Origin of the sequence: Enterococcus sp. FSL R5-0957, from assembly GCF_038008005.1 — a bacterium.
GTDB lineage: Bacteria > Bacillota > Bacilli > Lactobacillales > Enterococcaceae > Enterococcus_B > Enterococcus_B faecium.
The window spans coordinates 680,860-703,699 of the sequence record NZ_JBBOYG010000001.1 but is presented as its reverse complement, the minus strand read 5'-3'; the positions used below and the strand labels follow the sequence as shown (position 1 = coordinate 703,699).

The following is a 22,840-nucleotide window of genomic DNA, read 5'->3' as shown; positions in this document are numbered from 1 at the left end:
AAATAAACAATAATTTTCCGGCACAATTATTTGCTGTTTTTTGCCATAACATAGTACGATCAACATAGAAAAGGAGATGTTTTTATGAAAGTTGTTGTCATTGGCGGTGTAGCTGGCGGTCCTTCATTTGCCACTCGTTTCCGTCGATTGAATGAAGCACACGAAATCATTATCTATGAACGCGGAGAGAATATTTCTTACGCAAGTTGTGCTTTGCCTTATTATTTAGGTGGTGTGATCACGGACCGTGACTCGCTGATCGAACGTACACCAGAAATATTGAAAACAAAAAACAACATCGACGTATTTACTAAACACGAAGTAACAGCAATCGATCCTTCTACTAAGCGATTAACAGTTAAAGACCTATCCACAAATGAAGAAACAAAAACAGATTACGATAAGTTGATCATCTCTTCTGGTGCTAGACCAGATTATCCGGATATTCCCGGAGTTTTTGAAGCAGAAAACGGCTTTGTCCTCCGTAGTGTGACGGATGCGGATCGAATCAAATCGTTCCTTGAAGAAAAAAATCCACAACATGTCGTCATTCTTGGTGCAGGTGTTATGGGTCTGGAATTAGCTGAGAATTTCAAGCATCGCGGCTTAGACGTGACTTTAATCGATCAATTGCCACAAGTCGCTTTCCCTTATGATCCAGAAATTGCTGATTTAGTTTATGACAAATTGCTGAAAGAAGGATTAGCCGTTCATTTAGAAACAAGAGTTACTGAGATCCGTGATAAAGGTCGAGAAATAATATTATCAGATGGCTCCGTCCTTTCTGCTGATATGCTAATTTTTGCTGTTGGTGTTTCTCCGAATAATGAAGTGGTGAAAGCAGCCGGCATAAAATTATCTGATACAGGACAGATCATTGTCGATGACCAGTTACAAACCAATCTTCCGGACATCTATGCGATTGGCGATATTATCGAAACAACTAGTGTAGTGACTGGTCAGCCGATCCAAAGTATGCTTTCCAGTGCGGCCAATCGTCAAGGACACATGTTGGCAGATATTTTAAATGGTACGCCTATGCGCTATCGCGGATATATTGGTGCAGGTGTCGCAAAAATCTTTGATCATACAGCAAGTTATGCTGGAATGACAGAACATGCACTAAAAGCATCAGGCATAACAAATTATAAAACTGTTTTTATCACTCCTTTTGACCATGCCTATTTCTATCCAGGAGCTACAAGATTAAATCTAAAGCTGATTTTTGATGCAGATAGCGGTCGTATTTTAGGTGGACAAGCATTTGGAGAAAAAGGTGTCGATAAACGGATGGGAGAACTTTCTGTAGCGATCACCGGAAACTTGACAGTCTTTGATTTGCCCGATTTGGAGTTGCCTTACTCTCCACCGTATTCTACTACCCGTGATCCGTTGAATATAGCTGGTTATGTCGCAATCAATCAAATGACGAATATCGTAGAAACGATCAAAGCAAGTGATATACCCGAAAACGATTTGAAAGAAGCGTTCTTTTTAGATATACGTGAACCTAATAAAGCACCTTCTGGCAGTATCTCGGCAACAAAAAATATTCCAATGAATGAGTTACGAGATCGAATCAATGAAATCCCAAAAGATAAAAAAATTTATATTACTTTCAGAAGAGGATTGAATACTTATACTTCTGCCCGAATCTTGGCAGGTTTGGGTATCAAAGCGATTTTGATTGAAGAATAAAAAAACGACCGCGGTGGGTAGCCGCGGTCTAGGAGTTATTTTTACTTGAGGAGTAAAAATGAAAAAGTATATAGGGTTGTTGGTTGGTATGTATATAGAATAGAAGATAAATGTGAAGAAATTGTGCATTATTTCTTCACATTTATTAGGTTATAGTTTAAGAAAGTTTAAACATTGCGCAATTTAATTATTTTAGCTGTTTCTTTTCATAAAAAAACATGTTGTGACTCTGAGACAAATCATAGTCCATAGTGATGTCTCTAGAGTAACTACGCCTAATATTACGAGGCATCATATTAATCTATCAGCACTAGTACCTAAACTAGCATCCCTTTCGAATATTTTTTCTTATATAATAAAGTTTGCTTTCACTCCTCTAATCTCACCAAATCGACTGGCTTGCGTTGTGTGATACTAGGAACTGATTTGTTTAGAACGGCTTTTCTATTGTAATCATATTTTTCGCCATCCTCGTTGTCTTCTAATCCTTCAATGAATGATCCCTAATGTGTGTACTAAGTAATTTAATTTTTTTGTTCCTATTTATTTAACAAATAAATAATATAAAAGGTAAATAAAAAAGAGTGGATTTCTCCACTCCATGAAAAGCCGACTTTTTGGGACGCTTTTTTTGCCAAGCCTCACATTTTTATAGCCAAACTTCTTTTGCGACTTGCTGCAATAATTGGATTTTCTTCCATTGTTCTTCTTCTGTTAAATGGTTTCCTTCTTCTGTTGAAGCAAACCCACATTGAGGACTGATACTTAGATTTTCCAATGGTACAAATTGTTGTGCTTCTTTTATTCGTTCTTTTATTTTCTCCGTATCTTCCAAATCTGGAAACTTAGAAGTAACTAATCCTAAAACAACTTTACTTTCTTTGTTACTCCAATGTCTTAAAGGAGTAAAATCTCCTGCTCGGTCAGAATCGTATTCCAAAAAGAAACCATCATAATTTGTTGAAAACAACTCTTCTGCAATGGGTTCATATCCACCGGAAAACAGCCAAGAAGAAGCGTGATTCCCGCGGCAGATATGTGTTGTGATCGTCAAATCTTCTGGTTTGTCTTCCAGTGCGTTATTGATAATCTCTGTACAAATATGGGCCATTTCTTTCGGATCAATTCCTTTTTGAAGAAGTGCTTCTCTTTTAGTTTGATCAGCTAGAAACGCCCAATTTGTATCATCGAATTGCAGGTAACGGCAACCTTTTTCATAAAAAGCATGAATCGCTGCTTTGTAAGTAGAGGACAAGTCCTCATAAAAATCAGATAGATCAGGATAAATCTCCTTGATTTTTGAAGAACCATCATTAGATAGGATCTCTTGTCGTAAAATCATCGTGGGACTAGGGATCGTTGCTTTTGCAACAAAAGTATCATCTGTTTCCACTACTTCTTTCAGAAAAGCAAAATCTTTTAAAAATGGGTGATTTGGATTGAAAGATAATTTATCTACTACCCGAATATTATAAGCTGGTGCTGCTTTTCCGTGGAATGTTTGATTATATCCAGTTTCTGGAACATAGCCTTCGATACCATTTAGTTCTTCTAAAAAATCAAGATGCCAAAACCCACGCCGAAATTCACCATCTGTAATTCCTTTGATGCCGACTGCTTTTTGGTCTTCCACTAATTTTTTTATTTCCTGGTCTTCGATTGCACGAAGTTCTTCTTTTGAAAGTAAGCCTTCTTGAACTTCTTTTCTTGCTTCTTTGATCGATTGCGGGCGTAAGAAACTTCCGACATGATCTACTGTAAATGGTCTATTTTTGCTCATTTCACTCACTCTTTTCTTTGTTTTTTGTAAAAAAAAATCCTTTTACTAGCAAATACTAGTAAAAGGACGATTATACTCGTGGTACCACCTTTTTTCAGAAAAAACATTCTTTCTCTCAGCCTGACAATAAAATCAGTGGTCTTGGTAACGAAAGACTGTTCGTTTTTGCCTACCTTTCGACAAAAAATCCTCTAAGGCCATTTTCGACAGTCAACTTCTAGCTTTTTACACCAACCAAAGCCTCTCTTGAACCATTTTCTGTCTACTTTCCTTCTCATCGGATACTATTAGAATAAAATTAGAATAGCATGTTTGAAAGAAAAGTCAATAGGGAATAAGAACAAACAAAAACTAATTTGTTATTCTTAGTAATTTGTTTGTGGAATACAATAAAGCTTTTCTAATATGATAATTGTTCAGTCGTCCTTTCATCTTAGATCACTTCCTTAAAATGATCATACCCGTTTCAACCACATAAAAAAGGACTTAATTTTGAAAAATTTCCCATCAAAACTAAGTCCTTTTTATTATAGTTATGCAAATTTGCTTATTTTCTCGCTATTTCCGATACATCTTGTTTAACAAACAATCTATAATTGATCTTGATTTAATAAGAATTTCAGTAACTATGGTAGAAATTTGGAAAATTAGTATATTTAATTATTATTAACTTTTTACATATATAACTTGTTTATATATATTGATTGTCAAAAAAGTTAAATCGGTGTCAATATTATATAGGAAATTGTGTTTGCAAATAAATAAAATCTTTTTCTAACAAATAATTTTCAAGTATATTTAGTAACCTTTTTATACCATCAATCATATTTTTTTGACTTAGTCGGGTAAGAATAATAAACATACTCTCTATAAAATTTTGACTCATAACAATATAATTTTTCCGCAATAAAATCTGAATCACATTAATAAGTATATCAAATTGCCATTCACGATATTCATCCATTTGGTGAATATAAGAGAACTCATATTCACCTAACCTTATTCCATCGCTAGTTATTGCTTCTTCAAGAAAATCGATAAATCTTGAAGCAATTTCATTTTCACTACTTCCTAAGTTAAGTAATAAAAATGAAGTCGCTGTTTTTACAAATATATCCTTTTTAAGAAAATATTTAATCCAATTTTCTATTTCACTATTTTTATCACAGTCTTCATTTTCAAATAAAATATCCAAAAATCTATAAAGAATTTTTTCTTTATACTCTATATTTTTATTTAGTGTAATTCTTGTGTCCTGTGGGTTTATTTTGTATATTAACATAATCAAAATATTATTTTGGCAAAATTCATCTGAAAATGCGTTATCTTCAAGTAGTGAAATAGCTATTTCTTCAAAAAAATCCATTTTCTCATCTTTTCTCAAATTATATCTATGGCAGAATCCTATAAACATATTTCTTGTCGGTGTTTCTATATTAAACTCAATATGATAAACATTTCGTCCAATTAAATATTCTTTATATGGATTTTTCAAAGAATTTATTCCCTCTTTAATAGACTTTGAATAAAATTTAAATACATCCTCATCAATTTTCTCAACAATACTATAATACCTTCCTAAATCTGTATTAATAAAATCATCTAATTCTACAAAATCTGTTTTTTCTTTATTTAAGAAAATACTTTCCGTACTTAATAAATTAGGTTTAATGTCTTCAAACAATACACGGAAGACTGTATCATTAGTACTCTTATTATTTTTAGTCAAAACTTTTATAATTTTTTCCTGTTCGTAAGAAATATTAGTTATATCTTTAAAATTCATTTTTTCTAAAAAGGAGTCCGCTGTTTTTGTACTAATGTAATTGTTTTCTATTCCGGTCTCCAGCATTTTTGCTATAGAAGGAGTTAAATTAGTATACAATATCGGTTGGTTTATGACTTTTTCTAGAAAAATTTCATTAAATTGTTTATTTTCTTCCCAATTTGTTATTGGATTTAAAACTCTAATTATTTCTTCATTCTGTCCTTGTTTGCTTCGCTCGTTTAAAAAATTATCGTTAGATACCTGTGTTTCCCAATCAGGACATTTATTCAATAAATCTACTAACACATCTACTTGAGATAAATTGGTTAATGGAGAAACTGGAATAAATGGATGAGTTTTTACCCATCCTCCTGTAACTGGTCCGATACCATCTATAAATTTTTGTTCTATATCTATGTTATGTTTCTTTACATAATCATTCATTTCTTTTCCATAAAGGTTATAATCCCAATCTATTAATTCATTTGTTTTTTTTATTAAACATTCAGGTATATCTTTTTCATCTAAATCAATATTTATAATTATTCTTTGAATAATCGTGATTTTCAAAAAATCATCAGGGTACCGGGTCTCTCCATTAATCTTCAAAGATTGATCCTCAATAATTTTTGTTAGTAGCCCTACCGAAGTATGCTCTAACAAAAATGAAAAGTTATAAAATTTCCATGTTTCGCTTTGCTCTTTAATTATATTAATAAGTATCTTAAAAGTTTCTTGTGTATAATCAAAAGTTAAAGTCTGTCTTTTGTCAAAAAATGGTGACTTTTCTTTTGAGATTATCTCAAGTAAAAACGCACAATTAAAGAATCTATCTTTAATTCTATGATTAATATGTTGTGTATTCATAAATTTTTTCAAATAAGCACGATATTTTTGTATTTTTTCAACATCATCCATATTTTCAGTCATTTTGTTAATAATTGAAATAATCTCAATTTCTGTGCTAGAATTCCAAAAACTAATTTCTTTTATTTTTTCAAAAATTTTATTTCTTATCCTAATTTCTATGTCTTCAAATCTAAAGTTCAATATATGCCATAAATTACAGAATTTAATTGTGTTGCAAATATAATTATCTATAAATAATTGTGATTTGGTCAAATAGTCAAGTACAGTATTTAAATTTTTAACATTATATGTCCCATATTCTGAAAAAAATGAATCCAAAATATAAAAATCTCCGCGCTTTAAAGCTCTATTTACTTCGGTAATAAAAGTATCTTCATTGATCATTTATGGTTAACACCCTTCTTAATCTTTCTGGATCGCTTATAGAATTTTTTCTCTTATCTTTAAATTTTATTACGAATTTTTCTATAAATTTTGCTAATTCTTCAAACTCTTTTCCAAACCATAGAATATCAACATTATGTTCATCCAAGTAGTAACTTTCTATAATCTTTTTCTTTCTATCATTTGCAACAGGAATAGAATGAATATCCTCTAACCTCATAAGAGCATAGGCTTTTAAACCTCCAACTCTAGATTCTTTTATTTTTTTCAACAACGCCAGTATTTCATCTTCCTCCATACTACAACCTACAAAAAGAAACACTGGAGATTCTTTTCCATCAAGTATTTCTAAAATTTTTTCTTGCTTATCACCTAGAAAATATATACCAGCGTATGATCGAGCAGAACTAACAAAATAATCTGGATTACATCCGGCATCAGGTACTCCATGAATATGTATTACAGTATTAGATTCAACAGCACCCTCAATTTCCTCGATACTATTTATTTTTTTTGGCTTTTTTGAAGTAGAACGTTCATAACTGTTTTCTATTTGATTATCATAATTAGTAGTAATAAAAATTGGTTCCAACTTAACTAATTCATCTAAAATGTCATTTTTAATTAATATAGGTTGGGTTTCAGTAAATATTTTTCTTTCAAAATCAAGAACATGTTCTTGGTATAATTCTAATGTTTTTTCACTTTCGCCAGTTTCACAATATTCTTTTAATAAAAAATTTACTAAATCAACTTTTCGTTTATTGGACGCGGGCATGCTGTGTAAAGATTCTAAAAATAACATATCACTCATCTCAACATTATCTTTAACTGTTTCTTCTTTACTTGTTAGTACATCTAAATGGCCCTTCCAATAATCTATAAGTTGGTTTACATACTGATTCCAATTTGGATATCCTTGCGATATTGAGACTCCCGCTCCAATAAAGCAAATAAGAGAATTTTCATTTTTTGCCTCAACTAATCTATCTATGAAAAATTGTTCTTTTTGAGCTGTGTTATATTGTGATATACTTATATTTTCTTCCATTTGCTTCTCCATATTTTTTATTTACATGTTATTCAATAATTTAATAATACTCTATAGACTAGCAAAAGTGAACTGTTTTCTATTAAAAAACTAGTTTTATAAATATAAAATATTGTTATTTTGCATCTAAAATCGTAACTATTAAATTAAACCTTTTGCACATGATCAATAAGATTGACCACTTTTTCATCAGATTTAGCATACAAATGTCCGTATGTTCCTAAAGTAATTTGAATGGTAGCATGTCCCAGTCTTTCTTGAATAATTAATGGTTGGATATTTTGTTCAATTAAAAAAGCTACATGCGAATGTCTTAACGCATGTAGTTTTATAGGTTTTACATTAGCTTCTTTTGCATAAGATTTTAACCAATTAGCAAATGAATAACTCGGTGTAAATGTTCCGTCCAACTGACAAACAAAATCAAATTTTCCAATGTCCATTTGTAACTTCTGCCATTTTTTTAATTTTTCAGCAAGTTCTGCTCCTATTCCAATCGTGCGATAAGCATTTCTGGTTTTGGGCGTAGACAAGTACCAATCATTTTTGGAATTGTACACGAGTGTCTTATCAATTGTAATTGTATTTTTATCAAAATTAACATTAGACCATGTTAAAGCTTGTAATTCACCTATTCGCGTACCAGTAAAGAAAAGTAATTCATAAACAATTCTCCTATGGTGAAATTGTACTTTATTATCTGGAATCAAACTCATTACCTTCTGAAATTCTTTTAATTCCCAAAACTCTACCTTATGATTTTGGATTGGGATTTTAGAAACATTATCAATAGGATTTACCTGTATTAATCCTTCTTTTAATGCTCGGTCTAACACAATTTTTAGGTGTCCTCTGATTCTGTTGATATACGAGTTAGACAAAGTTCGGTTAGAATCTACTACCCTCGCATTTTTTGTTATCGTTTTACTCAATTCAAACATCCAGTCCTCTATATCTTGCATTGTAATATCTTTTAAAGGAATATGATAAAAATATTTAAGCTTTTTCTCGAAAATGTACTGAGCATTTTCATAAGTTTGACTTTTTACCTGTTTCTCATACCACTTAACAAACCGAGTTTTGTAAAACTCTTCAAACGTCATTTTATTATTATTTGATATCATTTCTGTAAGCGGACGATTAAATGCATGCGTAACCATAAATCGATCATATGCAATTTTTGCTTCTTTTTGTGTCTTAAATCCACGTCTCGTCTTTTGAATTTTTTTCCCATTTTCATCGAATCCTAAATAAGCTCGAAAAAACCATGTTTTAGTATTTTGGTCTTTATAAATATTTTTCTCTTTTGCCCCACAATCTTAAACCTTCATATAAAATTACTCAGAAACGCTTGTTTGAAAACTATGTAAAACATATTTTAATAACGTGCCACTAAAGCTTATTAAAAAGAATCAAATTTATGAATTTCAACAGTCCTTAAAGAATTAAAAACCAGCAAGAAAAGACCACCTATCGCCCCATAATGCATGTCCAAATAGACATAGAGAAAAAATTCAAGATTACCTCTTTTTTATCTAAACCAATAATATCATATGCACCTATTTAAAATTAGTTACAAAAATATCATAAAGTATAGTTTTATAGTTACATAAAAATTATCAACCGTTCAAATTTACATCAAATATTTTCTTTAGTTTCCTCCTCATTTTTAACTATATCCTGTAATATCTTTCTTTTTACGATAGTATATAATCCTTATTATATCAGTATTTTATTTAATTTTACTCTGGTAGAAAATCACTGGTAGAAAAGATAAAATAACACAAAAAAAGCGCCTAAAAAGGCGCTTTTGGTAGAAAATTGGAAAACTGAGCTTTCAGAAGTACGTAAACAATGGTTTTTGACCCCCGAGTTTTCCCCAGTTTTATTGAGTTTTACCATTATTTCCGATACATCTTGAATTCTAAGAATAGGTCATTATAGATGCCTAGGTATTTCGATCCTAGATCTTCGTAGACTTCAAGATGGGAGATCGTGTCATCAGATGGATAGAATTGTTCATCCGACGAAATGTCTTTTGGCAATAACGCTTTTGCTTTTTCATTTGGTGTAGAATAACCAATATACTCTGCATTTTGTGCCGCATTTTCCGGTTCTAGCATAAAGTTGATGAAATCATAGGCACCTTCTTTATTTTTCACGGTTTTTGGCATAACGATATTATCAAACCAAAGATTGGAACCTTCTGGTGGGATTACGTAATGTAAATGTTCATTTTCCCACATCATATCGGCAGCTTCGCCAGAAAATGTCACTGCCACGGAGGCTTCTTCATTGATCATATACATTTTGATCTCATCTGCCACGATTGCTTTGACATTTGGCGTTAAATGATTCAATTTATTTGCTGCTTCTGTCAGCTGTGCCATATTCTTACTATTCAAAGAATAGCCTAAACTATTCAAAGAAAGCCCCATAACTTCTCGTGCACCGTCAATCAGCATCAAACTGTCTTTCAATTCCGGTTTCCACAAATCATCCCAATGCTGGATTTGATCTGCATCAAAGAATTTATCATTATATACGATCCCTAAAGTTCCCCAAAAATATGGAATCGAATACTGATTAGCTGGATCAAAATCCAAATTTAAAAATCGTGGATCGATATTATTTAACCCTTTGATCTTTGAATGATCTAAGGGTAGCACTAGTTTTTCTTTGATCATTTTTTGGATCATATATTCACTTGGAATAGCGATATCGTAGTTTGTTCCACCTTGTTGGATCTTTGTGAACATCGCTTCATTAGAATCAAATGTTTCATAATTTACTTTGTATCCATATTTTTTTTCAAATTTCGTGATCAAACTAGGATCGATATAATCCCCCCAGTTATAGATCGTCAGTACCTTTGCTCCACTCATGCCACTTGTTTTTTCAAGTTGACGAACACCAAGCAGCAGCACCGCAATAATGATGAGAATACCTAAAAACAGAGATTGTAATTTTTTCATCGTAGCCGTGCCACCCCCTCGCGTACCCTTCTGTTTTTCTTCAACCGTTTTGGACGGTTCTCTTTACTAATGAAGTAGTAACCAATGACCAATATCATGGAGAACAAGAAAACTAATGCACTTAGCGCATTGATTTCTAAACTGATTCCTTGTCTTGCACGAGAATAAATCTCTACTGAGAGCGTCGTAAAGCCATTTCCTGTGACGAAAAACGTAACCGCAAAATCATCAAGAGAATAGGTAAATGCCATAAAATACCCAGCTATGATCCCTGGAGAAAGATAAGGCAAAATGATATTTTTGACTACTTGCAAATTATTCGCACCAAGATCTCTAGCCGCATCAACCATTGAATCGTTCATTTCTTGCAATTTTGGCAAGACCATCAAGACGACGATTGGAATGCTGAAAGCAATATGAGAAAGCAATACACTCTGAAAACCTAATCCGAACCCTAGTAGTGTAAAGAAAATCAAGAAACTAGCACCGATAATAACATCAGGAGAGACTAATAAGATGTTATTCATGCTCAACAACGCTGTCCGTGCACGTCGTTTCTTCGTGTAATAGATCCCCATAGCCCCAAATGTCCCGATGATCGTGGCGATCAATGCAGATAAGAAAGCCAACATGAACGTATTCAATACGATAATGATCAAACGAGTATCTTCAAAAACAGCTTCATAATTTTCCCAAGTGAACCCTGTAAAGCTGTTCATCGTTCCTCCTTCATTGAAGGAATAAAAAATCAGATAGAAGATCGGTGCATATAAGAATAAAAAGACGATCCCTAAATAAAGATACGACCATTTAATTTTTTTCATTTATGAGCGACCTCCTTTTTTCTTCTCGCCTGTCAGGAGCATCACGATAAACATAGCAATGATTAAAATCACACCGATTGTAGAACCCATCCCCCAGTTTTGTGTAACCAAGAAATGCTGTTCGATAGCCGTTCCTAAAGTGATCACCCGATTTCCGCCAATCAGACGAGTCAGCATGAATAAAGAAAGAGAAGGAATAAAGACTGCTTGGACGCCGCTTTTCACACCATTTAATGATAATGGAAAAATCACTCGTCGGAAGGTCTCAAAGCTATTCGCTCCTAAATCTCTGCTAGCACTGATCAAAGAAGGATTCATCTCTTCCAATGCATTGAAAATCGGCATAATCATAAATGGAATCTCGATATACGTTGCGACGAACAAGAAACTGAAGTCTGTGAACAATATCTGTTTCGGTCCGATCCCGATAAAATCAAAGAAATGATTCACGCTGCCGTGCACACTGAAAATCCCAATAAATGCGTAAGCTTTAAGCAGCAGATTCACCCATGTAGGCAAAATAATCAGCATCAGCCATAATTGCTTGTGCTTCAGTTTTGTTAAAAAATAAGCAGTCGGGTAACTGATGATCAGCGTGAAAAACGTGATCAAAAATGCATACCATACAGAATTGATCGTCATAGAAAGCGATGTCCCCGACGTAAAATAAGATAGATAATTATTCAGCGTGAATTGCCCATTCATATCAAAAAAAGATTGATAAATGATCATTAATACAGGCGCGATCACGAATAAACCGAGCCACAAAATATAAGGGACGGAATAGATCCTGCGCATTGTTTTCATTCTTGTCCCCCCTATTCTTCGTAGCTGTCAAGACGTGCATCGAATTCTTCTTCAGACTCGTTGAAACGCATGACATGGATATCTTCTGGCTCAAAGGCCAATCCTACTTTGCTTCCTTCTTTAGCTTTTTTCGTTGAATGGACCATCCATTCATTTTGCTGTTCATCATAACAGATGATTTCATAATGGACACCACGAAACAGCTGAGTATCGACCGTTACGACTAGTTTTCCTTTATCTGGTGTCGTGATCGTCAAATCCTCTGGGCGTAAAACAACTTCAACTGGTTCATTTAGACGCATCCCGCCATCGACACATTCAAATTGCTTACCAACAAACTCAACTAGATTATCTTCGATCATCACACCGTCCACGATATTGCTTTCCCCAACAAAATCAGCAACGAAATGATTGATTGGCTCATCATAAATATCTACGGGTGTACCACTTTGGACGATTTTCCCTTTATTCATGACAAAAATCTCATCACTCATTGCCAACGCTTCTTCTTGGTCATGAGTAACAAAAATAAACGTGATTCCTAATCGTTGTTGCAGATCCCGCAGTTCATACTGCATATCTGTACGTAGTTTCAAATCAAGCGCCGATAACGGTTCATCTAGTAGCAATACTTTGGGTTCGTTCACGATTGCTCGTGCAATCGCTACACGCTGTCTTTGACCACCAGACATTTCACTGATCTCCCGTTTTTCGTATCCAGGAAGCTGGACCATACGCAAAGCATCTTTTACCTTCTTTTCGATATCTGATTTGGACATTTTCTTGATCTTCAATCCAAAAGCAACGTTATCAAAAACATTCATATGAGGAAAAAGTGCATAATCTTGGAAGACTGTATTTACTTGTCGCTTATTAGCTGGCAAATCATTCAACCGTTTCCCTTCAAAATAGATGTCCCCTTCTGTAGCTTCGGTGAATCCAGCTATAATACGTAGGATCGTTGTTTTGCCACAGCCGGAAGGACCAAGCAGTGTATAAAATTTTCCTTGTTCGATCTCAAAACTTACTTTTTTTAATACTGTTTCATCATCATAGCGTTTCACTACTTGATCAAATGAAATGATTGGTTTCCCCACGTTTTTACCCCCTATATTACAAATATGATTGCGTTGCAACAATCAATACTTTTGTTCGTTTTTTGAGATGATTCCTTAATTGATGTTGTTTTGTCGCTTGATAATAGATCGACTGTCCTGCTTTTGCCACATAGACCGTCTCTCCTAAGCTTAACTCTAATTCCCCTTCTAATACAAAAATAAACGTTTCAGATAATGAAGGTTCAAACGTCTTATATTCTCCTGCACCTTCAAAAGTCAGCAAGACAGGTTCCATTTCTTTTTCATTCGAATCAGCCACGAGCCATTCCAATTCATACCCGTTTTCTTCATCGAAATAAACCGTATGATCTTCTTTTGAATAAACCACTTGCAGATTCGCTGCTTCTTGATGAAAAAATTCTTCTGGAGTCACACCTAAGACTTCAAGAATAGAAAAGAATGTTTCCATTGATGGTGAACTTAAATCTCGTTCCAACTGGGAAATATACCCTTTTGACAAATCTGTGCGTTCGCCTAGTTCTTCTTGTGTCAAATTCTTTTGGATGCGCAAATTTCTTAACTTCTCACCAATTTCCATAATTTCCTCCGAATCGAAGTTTTCTAATAGTAAACTTCCTGTTTACTACCACTCGTATTAGTATACGAAATTTATTGAAAAAGGCAACCCTTTGTAAAATTTTTTTTGCTGAATATTTCTTTATCTTTTGGAATAAATTCTAGTTGTTTGATTCTTTATTTTTCACCTAATTTTTGTCTAAATTTACGGAAGAACAAGAATAAAAGAGTAGGCTTTATGGTATGATAAAAGAAAATTTTAAAAGGAGTGTCTCACGAATGAACGCTTTTCGATCTTTTCAGGTAATAAAGGAACCTGTTTTTCATACAGCAATCAGTGATCTGCCATTTACTGAATTGGCTGAAAATGAAGTCTTGGTAAAAATTGCCTATTCTGATGTCAATTATAAAGATGCATTGGCAATGAGCGAGTCTGGTCAGGTGATACGAACCTATCCGATGACTCCAGGGATTGATTTATCCGGAACTGTCGTCCAAAGTAACAATCCACGTTTTTCAAAAGAAGATCTTGTACTTGCTACTGGTTTTGGGCTTGGCGTCACCCATCCAGGCGGTTATAGCCAATATCAAAAAGTACCAGGAGACTGGTTAGTTCCTCTACCAAAAAATATGACGCTGCGTCAAGCGATGATCCTTGGTACAGCAGGCTTTACTGCTATGTTATGTGTGAACGCTTTAATCCGTCAAGGTATGACCTCCGATAAAAAAGTTGTCGTTACTGGTGCTTCTGGCGGTGTAGGCAGTACAGCGATAGCTCTGTTACATACACTAGGATTCCAGTCAATCATTGCCTTTTCCAGAAAAGAAGAGTCTGTCACATGGCTAAAAAGTCTAGGTGCTTCTCAAGTCGTACGACCTGATGAATTTCTGCCAGAGACAACAAAAGCTTTAGGAAAACAGCAAATCGACTATGTCATCGACACAGTAGGTGGCGAGCAGCTAAGTAGTTTTCTTCCATTGATCTCTTATAACGGTGCAGTAGCTTTATGTGGCAATGCTGGGGGAATCAAACTAAACGCGACTGTCTTGCCTTTTATTCTGCGAAACATCCAGTTGATTGGAATTGATTCTGTCAATGTACCAATAGATCAACGTCTTTCTTTATGGCAACAGATGGCGGATTTGCAGATTGCAGATGAACTGGTCGTCCAAGAGATTACTCTGGATCAATTGCCTGAAACAGCATCTAAACTACTTGCTGGAACACACCAAGGAAGAACACTGGTAAATGTAGGTGACCATAAATGAAGATTCTAATCACTGCTGGAGGAACGACTGAAAAAATCGATCAAGTACGTACTATTACAAATCATTCGACAGGACGATTAGGGCAAGCATTAGCTGATTATTTAGCTGCCAATCCGGATACCACAATCGATTACGTGACTACGAAACAAGCACTGAAACCGAAAAGACACTCCAATATAACGATTTATACGATCGAATCTGCACTGGACTTATTTTTACAATTAGAAGCACTAACGAAAAAAGAACACTACGATGCGATTATCCACAGTATGGCAGTCAGTGATTTTACTCCTGCTTTTAGTTTTTCAGAAGAACAGCTGGCAAAAAACCTACCCACTTCTTCAACGCAAGAAGAACTGGACAATTGGTTTGCGGAAAATGAACAGACAGATACCACTGTTTCAAAGATCTCTTCTGACACCGAGCATCTTGTGCTCGTTTTGAAGAAAACACCAAAAATCATTTCTTATCTACGTGAATGGCAGCCAAAAGCAAAAATCATTGGTTTCAAACTATTAGTAGATGTACCAAAGGAATCTCTTCTGGCAGTCGCAAAAAATAGTCTGATAAATAACAAAACTGATTTTATTTTCGCAAATGATTTGACGGAAATCCATGGCGAGACACACCACGGCTATCTCTTATCTAAAGATGGAACAGTGGAAGAAGCTCAAAGTAAATCTGAGATTGCTGCATTGATTACTGAGAAAATTAGACTGGAGGAATCAAAATGAAAAAGATCTTACTAGGCGTTACTGGAAGTATTTCTGCTTACAAAAGCGCTGATCTTACAAGTCAATTCGTCAAATTAGGTGCCCAGGTAGATGTGATTATGTCTAAAAGCAGCACACATTTTATCACGCCATTAACCTTGCAATCTCTGTCGAAGCGCGCAGTCCATACAGACGTCATGCAAGAATCAAATCCGCAGGTAATCAATCATATCGAACTAGCAAAACAAGCTGACTTGTTTCTCATCGCGCCTGCTACAGCAAACATTATCGGCAAGCTAGCAAATGGCATTGCAGACGATCTTCTTTCAACAGTCGCAATGGCGCTTCCAGTGGGAACACCAAAATTGATTGCCCCTGCCATGAACACGAATATGTATCAAAACCCGATCACTCAGCGTAATCTGGAAACATTGAGATCTGTCGGCTATCAGGAAATTGAACCAAGAGAATCTCTTTTAGCTTGTGGAGATTTTGGAAAAGGTGCCTTAGCTGATATTCAGACGATCATCGAACAGGTCATGCTGACTCTTAATGAAAGAAATGCTTAGAAAAAAGGAGTACTTATGAAAAATACAAAAAACTTTACATTAACTGCGATGTTTTTAGCTATTTTGATTTTATTAGCTGTTACGCCTTTAGGTTTTATCCCTATCGGTCCAATCAATGCAACAACCATGCATATTCCTGTAATCATTGCTTCGATCGTTTTAGGACCAAGACTAGGTGCTTTTCTTGGCGGTACATTTGGACTGATCAGCATGATCCGTAGCACAGTTATCCAAACACCTTTGTCTTTTGTCTTTTCTCCGTTTATCCCAGTCATCGGAACAGAACATGGAAGCTGGAAAGCCTTGCTGATCGCGTTTATTCCTCGTATCTTGATTGGGGTGGTTCCTTATTTCGTTTATAAAGGTCTGCGCAAACTAATGAAACAAAAAGCAGATTCCGTTTCTTTATTCTTAGCTGGACTTTCCGGTTCATTGACCAATACGATTTTAGTGATGAATATGATCTACTTTTTATTCCAGCAAGATTATGCCAAAGTCATCGGAACAAATTTAAATGCTGTTTATTCAGCTATTCTAGCGGTTATTTTTACAAGTGGTTTACCTGAAGGAATCGTCGCAGGTCTTGCAACTGCAGCAGTATGCAATGTCTTGTTAAGATACTTCAAGCACCCTTCTCTTACTAACTGATAGTCATCGTAGCCGATCTCTGATTTTTTTCTCTTTTGGTGTTACTATTGAATGGAAAGATTTGACGTTGAAAGGATGATCCAAATGAAAATTTTTGTTGTAGGTGCAAACGGACAAATTGGCCGATACCTGATAAAAGATTTAGCTCCAAGTTCCCATGAAATTTTTGCAGGGGTGAGAGATGTCGCTTCCCAAACATTAGTAAAAAAAGAGAATGTTTCGTATGTCTCTTTTGATTTAACTTGGTCCGTGGAAAAAATGACCGAAGCATTCAAAGGCATCGATGTATTGATTTTTGCTGCCGGCTCTCAAGGAAAGAATCTTCTGCAAGTAGACTTGGATGGCGCAATCAAAACAGTGATCGCAGCTGAAAATGCGCATGTCTCTCGCTATCTGATGGTCAGTGCTGTTTATGCAGATGAACCAGCAAAATGGCCTGAGTCCATGACAGATTATTATATTACTAAACATTATGCAGATGAATGGCTGAAACGAACTAACTTAGATTTTGTCATTCTTCAACCAGTCACATTGACTAACGATGAAGAAGTTACTTCCATTCAATTAACTAAGCCTAATGAGAAGGCATCAAAAACGATCACTCGCTCTACAGTTGCTGCTGTACTTGCCGCTCTAGTGGAAGAAACGGATATTTCCCGTACTACTCTTGTACTTTCCGAAGGTAGCAAAGAGTTGGATGCAGCATTCCAAGAATGGGCAAAGGAGGAATAGATCCATGCGTGCCATTTCAATCAAGCATCCTGGTTCTGTAGATGTATTAGAACAAATTGAAGTGCCTGTTCCTAAACCAAAACAAGGCGAATTACTGATCAAAGTCCATACAGCAGCTGTCAATCGAACAGATATTATGAAAAGAGAATCAGTCTCTTTGAAACCTCCCTACCCTATTTTGGGAGTCGAAGTAGCTGGAGAGGTAGTTGAGAATAAAAGTGATATCTCCACTTTTACTCCTGGGACAAAAGTATACGGATTAGTCAATCTAGGTGGTTATGCCGAATATGCTGTGATGCCTGCCGATCGTGCAATCCTTCTCCCTGATACGCTAGACTATGTTTCTGCTGCTGGAATCTCAGAAGTTTTTTTGACTGCTTATCAAACACTTTACTGGCTTGGAAAATTACAAGAAGGCGAAACTGTCTTGATCCATGCAGGAGCAAGTGGTGTGGGAACAGCAGCGATCCAATTAGCTAGACAGCTTTCTCACGCGAAAATCATCGTTACTGCAGGATCAGAAGAAAAACTCGCCTTTTGTAAAGAACTTGGTGCAGATGAATTGATCAACTATAAAAAACAAGACTTTCAAGAAGAGGTACGAAAAATCACTGAAGGTCGGGGAGTCGATGTTATTTTGGATTTCATCGGCGCTTCTTACTGGGAAAAGAATTTAGCTTCTATAGCCGTTGATGGACGTTGGGTCTTGATTGGTATGCTAGGTGGGACCATCGTGCCTGAGATAGACCTTGGTGTATTGATTGGGAAACGTGTCCAACTGCTTGGTACATTATTGACACCTAGAAGTGATCAGTATAAAGCAGAGCTCGCACAAACTTTTATGCAAAAAGCTGGGCCTTTTCTAGAAAATGGCAAGATTCGGCCAATTATTGACCGTACATTCCAATTCAGCGCAGTCAAACAAGCGCATGAATATATGGAAGCAAACAAAAACATCGGAAAAATCATTTTGAAGATAACTGAATAAAATCATGCTGATCAAAAAAGAGGCTGGGACAGAAGTGTTTAACTCCAAGAAATAAGAAGAAATTCACGAAAATTGCTTTTCAAATTTTTGTGAATTTCAGCTTATTTCCGAAGGAGTTTCTTCTGCTTCCGTCGTTTATACGTGTTTAGAGCGTGAGACAAAAGTGTTCTTTACTTTTGTCCCACGCTCTTTTTCCGAATAAACGGTGTTCAATCAGCTGACCCTCGGTATTAGCTCAAAAAACGGCAAAATATGAGGAACTATTTTGCCGTTTGTTTCTCTAATACTCAGGTCAAAACGCTGATTTCACAACCTCTTTTTATTTACGTTCTATTTCATTCATTTTCCGAAGCAAATCGAGCTGCTTGTATGCCCGCTTGTCGCCCAAAAATAATGATCTCCGCAACTGAATTTCCACCGATCCGGTTGTTTCCATGTAAGCCACCTGTGACTTCACCAGCAGCATATAACCCCCTAATTGGCTGGTTTTCTTTATCTAATACTTCAGTGTTCGTATTGATTTTCACACCGCCCATCGTGTAATGGATTCCTGGTGCGATTTTGATCGCATAATAATTCGGAGACGATAAGTCATGTTCCATGGCTGTGGCACGGTTGAATTGAGCATCTTTTTTCTCCGCAACATCCGTATTCCATCCATCAACTGTTTTTGCTAGTGTTTCTTTTGGTAAATCGATTTTTTCTGCTAATTCTTCCATTGTCTTTCCAGTTGTGACATATCCTTTTTGGTCATAAAATTCAATAGCTGTGGCACGATCACGCACGCCTTGGTCAAAAATCAAATAAGCTGATTTTTCAGGCAATGCTGTAATTGCTGCAGATACTTTATCCCTTGTATCCATTTCATTGACAAATCTTTTCCCCTCTTGATCGACCAAGATTGCTCCTTCTCCGCGAACAACCTCACCAATCAAGACCCCCTCATCCTGCTGCACAGTTGGATGAATTTGTATTTTATCCATATCAACGGTTTGTCCACCTAATTTTTCAATCATGGTGATACCATCTCCAGTTGATCCTTCTTGATTTGTCGTAATATAATCAGCTAAATCGGGACGATATTTTTCAATAAATTCTTTGCTGGCACCAAAACCGCCTGTGGTAACTACGATTGCTTTTCCGGTGACCTCTTTTGGTTCTTCTCCTTGAACATGTACAGTCACTTCATTGACCGTTTCCCCATTTTTCTTAATGTCTGTCACATCTGCGTTGACAAAAATAGGGATTTCCCGCTCATGGACGTTATTCAATAACCCCTCCACTAAGTATCCACCAATAGCCGAGCCATCAGACGGACGATGTGTCCTCTTTTCACTCATCCCTCCAGTGATCGTTAAGTTGTCCAGTTTGATACCGTTTTGATCTAGCCAATCGACCGCATCAGCAGAGTGATCGACAAAGTATCGAAGCATTTCTTTATCATTCGTTCCTCCACCACCTTTTAGCGTTTCTTCATAGAAGGCATCATTCGAGTCTTTGATTCCTTCTTCTTTTTGAAATTTTGTTTCTGAAGCATTCATACCGCTTGATGATTTAGATGTGTTTCCTCCGGCAACAGGCATCTTTTCCAAAATTACTGGATTCAACCCAGCATCTTTTGCTTCGATAGCTGCTGCCATCCCTGCACCACCAGCTCCAATAATCACGACATCATAAGATTCTTTCATTTCTTTTGGATCTGTATATACTTGTTCAGAAGCGCCTGATGATACTTCGGCAGATTCCTTCGTACTAGAACTTGTCTGCGCTGTATTTTTCTGATCTGCGCCGCATGCGCTCATAGCAAGAAGTGCAACGGCTGTTAATAAACCAGCAACTAATTTTTTCATTTGTATCCCCCTTTTCTCCTTATACTATATTAAGTGATTTTTTTCACAATATCAACTCTGTTTTTCTTTAAGTCATATAGCTTTGGTAAACACACGCTTCTTAGTATAATTAAGGATATACATGAAGGAGTTATTTTATGAATCATTTGAAAACCTTTTTTACGAACAGTACAAAAACTGCAGGTAGAATCACAAACGGAATCTATATTTTATTACGTATCATCGTCGTTATTATGCTAGTGGATCAGGTCTGGAACCAACACTGGGGAAATACAATGCTTTTATTACTGACACTAATTTTATTTGAAATCCCTTATTTTCTGGAAAAGATATTAAAGATACAGATTCCAAATATGCTAGAAATCATTTTGTTATCTTTTATTTTTAGTTCAACAGTTTTAGGTGAGTTAAGTGATTTTTATGGCTATTTTTCAATGTGGGATACTTTTCTACATGCATTCAGCGGATTCTTAGCTGGGGGTGTCGGCTTTTCCCTTGTTTATTTGCTCAATAAAAATACAAAAACCATGAACTTGACTCCTTTATTACTAGCAGTTGTTTCCTTCTGTTTTTCGATGACAGTTGGTGTTATGTGGGAGTTTGTGGAATTTTCAGCAGATAAATTACTGCAATTCGATATGCAAAAAGATACGATCATCCAGCAAATCAATAGTGTGGAGTTAAGTAAAGACGGAAACACTGTCTATCATGTTCCAGATATCACTCGGACAATCATTGAAAGTCAAAATGCAGATGGTAAAACAGATAAAACAATCATCCAAAATGGTTACTTAGACGTGGGAATCATGGATACTATGAAGGATTTATTTGTTAATTTTATTGGAGCAGTTGTTTTCAGTGTATTTGGTTACCTCTATAGTCGAAACGATTACCAAAAATTTACGTTCATCAAGAATTTTATTCCTAAAAAAATCAAACGATAAAACATGCTAAAAAACAAGAGAAGGGGCAGTGACAATACTTTTGTCACTGCCCCTTCTTTTTTGAATGTATGGCATGCCATTAGTTATCCGATAGTATTAACTCAAAAAAGTAAGATATGAGGAATGACTATTTCGTTTTTTATCCCAATACTGAGGACTTATTTCACCATTTCGTTATTTATCTAATTTACTTAAAACCTGCATAACTTTTTCATAATCTGGATTAGGTGTGCCGTCTAGATTTTCAGCAATAAAAGTAAAACCCATTTTTTTATAAAGAGCAATCGCCTGATGGCTCCATGTCTGTGTGTGAAGATAGATTGGTCCGTCCGTATGGAGGGTAGGAAATTCTTGCAAGACTCTGGCAGTCAATGCTTTTGCGAGCCCTTTTCCTTGGTAATCTGGTTTCACTGCTAACCAATGAAAAACCGGATACACTTGCTCTCTTGATTTTTTTCGCCAAGCGGTACAGGTTGCTACTTTTTCTCCTTTTTTTGTCTCTACAAAAAACATCCTTCTTTCAAGTTCTTCAGGATAAGGAGCAAAGTTTTGTTGAAAATACTCAAGTGCTTCATCTGTCGTTTGAAATTCCCCAACGGAAGTCTCAATCTCCGCCCAAGCAGATTCATCTTCTTTTTGATAAAATCGAAATTCAAAACCTTCCGCTAAAGGCGTGATTGGAACATTTTGTTGAAGTGGTCTTGTCATCCAGATTTCTGCGTAAGGTAACGTTTTATCTAACATTTTTCTATCCCTCCTCGTCTCCATTATGCCAAATAACATATGACTCAGCTACTTATTTGACTATAACAGATAGAGATATAAATCAGAACCAGTCATCTGCGTCAAATTCATTTCGATTAGCGTATACCCATGTTCCTGCGATACCTCGCATGAAATCTCCTAAAGCAGAAGAAGAAGGAATACCTCCACCAGGTGCGGGTGTTCCCGGACTAGGAAGTGGTACTTGCGGCTGCAGATGCTCATCGGTGGAATCAATAGTTGACAAGCGTTTTTTCTTCGTTTCCTTGTGGTCATCTGATTCATTCTGATCTTCCGACTGTTTAGCAACAAATTCTTTTTCTGATTGTTGTTTTATTTTAGGCTCTAAAATTTCATTTTCCAATCCAGAAACTTGTGAGGCCAAATGAGCTTCTTGCCTTATCGTTTTATTAGATTCTGAGATTTTTCTAGATATTCTTGCTAACTCTAGGCTTCTTGTTTGTTTTACTTTCCCTGTTGGAGAAACTGCATGAGCCATTTGTTGTTTTTTTTCTGACAAGCTTTCTTCTTGTTTTTTTGTTCTTTTTGTCTTATCTGTTTTTTTAATGTCTTA

General features: G+C 35.6%; 19 protein-coding genes, 1 pseudogene and 1 other annotated feature. Of the genes and pseudogenes, 8 read left to right on the top strand and 12 right to left on the bottom strand.

What is annotated here, in order from left to right:
• Positions 1-84: 84 nt before the first annotated feature.
• Positions 85-1,698, top strand: a complete 1,614-nt coding sequence (locus MKX69_RS03325; protein ID WP_029485850.1) for an FAD-dependent oxidoreductase — start codon at positions 85-87, stop codon at positions 1,696-1,698.
• A gap of 649 nt (positions 1,699-2,347) precedes the next feature.
• Here MKX69_RS03325 and MKX69_RS03320 read toward each other — a convergent pair.
• The 9 genes from MKX69_RS03320 to MKX69_RS03280 form a co-directional block, all read right to left on the bottom strand.
• On the bottom strand, positions 2,348-3,478 hold the full coding sequence (locus MKX69_RS03320) for a 5-methyltetrahydropteroyltriglutamate--homocysteine S-methyltransferase (RefSeq protein ID WP_341008775.1): 1,131 nt from the start codon (positions 3,476-3,478) through the stop codon (positions 2,348-2,350).
• 59 nt (positions 3,479-3,537) lie between these two features.
• Positions 3,538-3,765 (bottom strand) — a binding site (T-box leader).
• A gap of 446 nt (positions 3,766-4,211) precedes the next feature.
• On the bottom strand, positions 4,212-6,500 hold the full coding sequence (locus MKX69_RS03315) for a hypothetical protein (RefSeq protein WP_104760460.1): 2,289 nt from the start codon (positions 6,498-6,500) through the stop codon (positions 4,212-4,214).
• Positions 6,490-7,551: an SIR2 family protein gene (locus tag MKX69_RS03310; protein ID WP_341008773.1), complete on the bottom strand. Its 1,062-nt coding sequence runs from the start codon at positions 7,549-7,551 to the stop codon at positions 6,490-6,492. Before MKX69_RS03310 ends, MKX69_RS03315 begins: the two co-directional genes overlap by 11 nt.
• 146 nt (positions 7,552-7,697) lie before the next feature.
• On the bottom strand, positions 7,698-8,846 hold the full coding sequence (locus MKX69_RS03305; protein WP_249489229.1) for a site-specific integrase: 1,149 nt from the start codon (positions 8,844-8,846) through the stop codon (positions 7,698-7,700).
• 606 nt (positions 8,847-9,452) lie between these two features.
• Positions 9,453-10,526, bottom strand: coding sequence for an ABC transporter substrate-binding protein (locus MKX69_RS03300; RefSeq protein WP_002340920.1), 1,074 nt, complete (start codon positions 10,524-10,526; stop codon positions 9,453-9,455).
• A complete protein-coding gene (locus tag MKX69_RS03295; RefSeq protein ID WP_029485849.1) occupies positions 10,523-11,350 on the bottom strand; it encodes an ABC transporter permease in 828 nt (275 codons plus the stop codon). The genes MKX69_RS03300 and MKX69_RS03295 overlap by 4 nt, the downstream gene beginning before the upstream one ends.
• On the bottom strand, positions 11,351-12,157 hold the full coding sequence (locus MKX69_RS03290; RefSeq protein ID WP_002287038.1) for an ABC transporter permease: 807 nt from the start codon (positions 12,155-12,157) through the stop codon (positions 11,351-11,353).
• Positions 12,158-12,168: 11 nt separating this feature from the next.
• Positions 12,169-13,254 (bottom strand): ABC transporter ATP-binding protein, encoded by a 1,086-nt coding sequence (locus tag MKX69_RS03285; RefSeq protein ID WP_002287039.1) that lies wholly within the window; start codon positions 13,252-13,254, stop codon positions 12,169-12,171.
• 16 nt (positions 13,255-13,270) lie between these two features.
• Positions 13,271-13,813, bottom strand: a complete 543-nt coding sequence (locus tag MKX69_RS03280) for a helix-turn-helix domain-containing protein (protein WP_002287040.1) — start codon at positions 13,811-13,813, stop codon at positions 13,271-13,273.
• Between the two features lie 257 nt (positions 13,814-14,070).
• Between MKX69_RS03280 and MKX69_RS03275 the strand changes: the two genes are divergently transcribed.
• From MKX69_RS03275 to MKX69_RS03250, 6 genes are all read left to right on the top strand, one after another.
• The gene (locus MKX69_RS03275; protein WP_341008768.1) at positions 14,071-15,060 is read left to right on the top strand and encodes an oxidoreductase; all 990 of its coding nucleotides are present in this window, start codon (positions 14,071-14,073) and stop codon (positions 15,058-15,060) included.
• A complete protein-coding gene (locus MKX69_RS03270; protein WP_010724382.1) occupies positions 15,057-15,794 on the top strand; it encodes a phosphopantothenate--cysteine ligase in 738 nt (245 codons plus the stop codon). Before MKX69_RS03275 ends, MKX69_RS03270 begins: the two co-directional genes overlap by 4 nt.
• Positions 15,791-16,342, top strand: coding sequence for a phosphopantothenoylcysteine decarboxylase (gene coaC, locus MKX69_RS03265; protein ID WP_002287045.1), 552 nt, complete (start codon positions 15,791-15,793; stop codon positions 16,340-16,342). The genes MKX69_RS03270 and coaC overlap by 4 nt, the downstream gene beginning before the upstream one ends.
• A gap of 15 nt (positions 16,343-16,357) precedes the next feature.
• Positions 16,358-16,990, top strand: a complete 633-nt coding sequence (locus tag MKX69_RS03260) for an ECF transporter S component (protein ID WP_010724383.1) — start codon at positions 16,358-16,360, stop codon at positions 16,988-16,990.
• An 84-nt stretch (positions 16,991-17,074) separates the two neighbouring features.
• Positions 17,075-17,722, top strand: coding sequence for an NAD(P)-binding oxidoreductase (locus tag MKX69_RS03255; RefSeq protein ID WP_002319004.1), 648 nt, complete (start codon positions 17,075-17,077; stop codon positions 17,720-17,722).
• A 4-nt stretch (positions 17,723-17,726) separates the two neighbouring features.
• Positions 17,727-18,710 (top strand): NAD(P)H-quinone oxidoreductase, encoded by a 984-nt coding sequence (locus MKX69_RS03250; RefSeq protein ID WP_002287048.1) that lies wholly within the window; start codon positions 17,727-17,729, stop codon positions 18,708-18,710.
• Between the two features lie 335 nt (positions 18,711-19,045).
• On the opposite strand, the gene MKX69_RS03245 is transcribed toward MKX69_RS03250, so the two are convergent.
• Positions 19,046-20,560 (bottom strand): flavocytochrome c, encoded by a 1,515-nt coding sequence (locus MKX69_RS03245; RefSeq protein WP_002287050.1) that lies wholly within the window; start codon positions 20,558-20,560, stop codon positions 19,046-19,048.
• A gap of 137 nt (positions 20,561-20,697) precedes the next feature.
• Between MKX69_RS03245 and MKX69_RS03240 the strand changes: the two genes are divergently transcribed.
• Positions 20,698-21,504: a hypothetical protein gene (locus tag MKX69_RS03240; RefSeq protein WP_002287053.1), complete on the top strand. Its 807-nt coding sequence runs from the start codon at positions 20,698-20,700 to the stop codon at positions 21,502-21,504.
• A gap of 174 nt (positions 21,505-21,678) precedes the next feature.
• Here MKX69_RS03240 and MKX69_RS03235 read toward each other — a convergent pair whose 3' ends face one another.
• Both MKX69_RS03235 and MKX69_RS03230 read right to left on the bottom strand, forming a co-directional pair.
• The gene (locus tag MKX69_RS03235; RefSeq protein ID WP_002287055.1) at positions 21,679-22,248 is read right to left on the bottom strand and encodes a GNAT family N-acetyltransferase; all 570 of its coding nucleotides are present in this window, start codon (positions 22,246-22,248) and stop codon (positions 21,679-21,681) included.
• Between the two features lie 82 nt (positions 22,249-22,330).
• Positions 22,331-22,833, bottom strand: a pseudogene (locus tag MKX69_RS03230) (bacterial Ig-like domain-containing protein); the annotation flags it as partial.
• Positions 22,834-22,840 lie beyond the last annotated feature (7 nt).

What these genes read in the sequence shown, in the direction of transcription:
- MKX69_RS03325 (WP_029485850.1), top strand. Translation starts at nt 85, where the DNA reads ATGAAAGTTGTTGTCATTGGCGGTGTAGCTGGCGGTCCTTCATTTGCC.
- MKX69_RS03320 (WP_341008775.1), bottom strand. Translation starts at nt 3,478, where the DNA reads ATGAGCAAAAATAGACCATTTACAGTAGATCATGTCGGAAGTTTCTTA.
- MKX69_RS03315 (WP_104760460.1), bottom strand. Translation starts at nt 6,500, where the DNA reads ATGATCAATGAAGATACTTTTATTACCGAAGTAAATAGAGCTTTAAAG.
- MKX69_RS03310 (WP_341008773.1), bottom strand. Translation starts at nt 7,551, where the DNA reads ATGGAAGAAAATATAAGTATATCACAATATAACACAGCTCAAAAAGAA.
- MKX69_RS03300 (WP_002340920.1), bottom strand. Translation starts at nt 10,526, where the DNA reads ATGAAAAAATTACAATCTCTGTTTTTAGGTATTCTCATCATTATTGCG.
- MKX69_RS03295 (WP_029485849.1), bottom strand. Translation starts at nt 11,350, where the DNA reads ATGAAAAAAATTAAATGGTCGTATCTTTATTTAGGGATCGTCTTTTTA.
- MKX69_RS03290 (WP_002287038.1), bottom strand. Translation starts at nt 12,157, where the DNA reads ATGAAAACAATGCGCAGGATCTATTCCGTCCCTTATATTTTGTGGCTC.
- MKX69_RS03280 (WP_002287040.1), bottom strand. Translation starts at nt 13,813, where the DNA reads ATGGAAATTGGTGAGAAGTTAAGAAATTTGCGCATCCAAAAGAATTTG.
- MKX69_RS03275 (WP_341008768.1), top strand. Translation starts at nt 14,071, where the DNA reads ATGAACGCTTTTCGATCTTTTCAGGTAATAAAGGAACCTGTTTTTCAT.
- MKX69_RS03270 (WP_010724382.1), top strand. Translation starts at nt 15,057, where the DNA reads ATGAAGATTCTAATCACTGCTGGAGGAACGACTGAAAAAATCGATCAA.
- coaC (WP_002287045.1), top strand. Translation starts at nt 15,791, where the DNA reads ATGAAAAAGATCTTACTAGGCGTTACTGGAAGTATTTCTGCTTACAAA.
- MKX69_RS03260 (WP_010724383.1), top strand. Translation starts at nt 16,358, where the DNA reads ATGAAAAATACAAAAAACTTTACATTAACTGCGATGTTTTTAGCTATT.
- MKX69_RS03255 (WP_002319004.1), top strand. Translation starts at nt 17,075, where the DNA reads ATGAAAATTTTTGTTGTAGGTGCAAACGGACAAATTGGCCGATACCTG.
- MKX69_RS03250 (WP_002287048.1), top strand. Translation starts at nt 17,727, where the DNA reads ATGCGTGCCATTTCAATCAAGCATCCTGGTTCTGTAGATGTATTAGAA.
- MKX69_RS03245 (WP_002287050.1), bottom strand. Translation starts at nt 20,560, where the DNA reads ATGAAAAAATTAGTTGCTGGTTTATTAACAGCCGTTGCACTTCTTGCT.
- MKX69_RS03240 (WP_002287053.1), top strand. Translation starts at nt 20,698, where the DNA reads ATGAATCATTTGAAAACCTTTTTTACGAACAGTACAAAAACTGCAGGT.
- MKX69_RS03235 (WP_002287055.1), bottom strand. Translation starts at nt 22,248, where the DNA reads ATGTTAGATAAAACGTTACCTTACGCAGAAATCTGGATGACAAGACCA.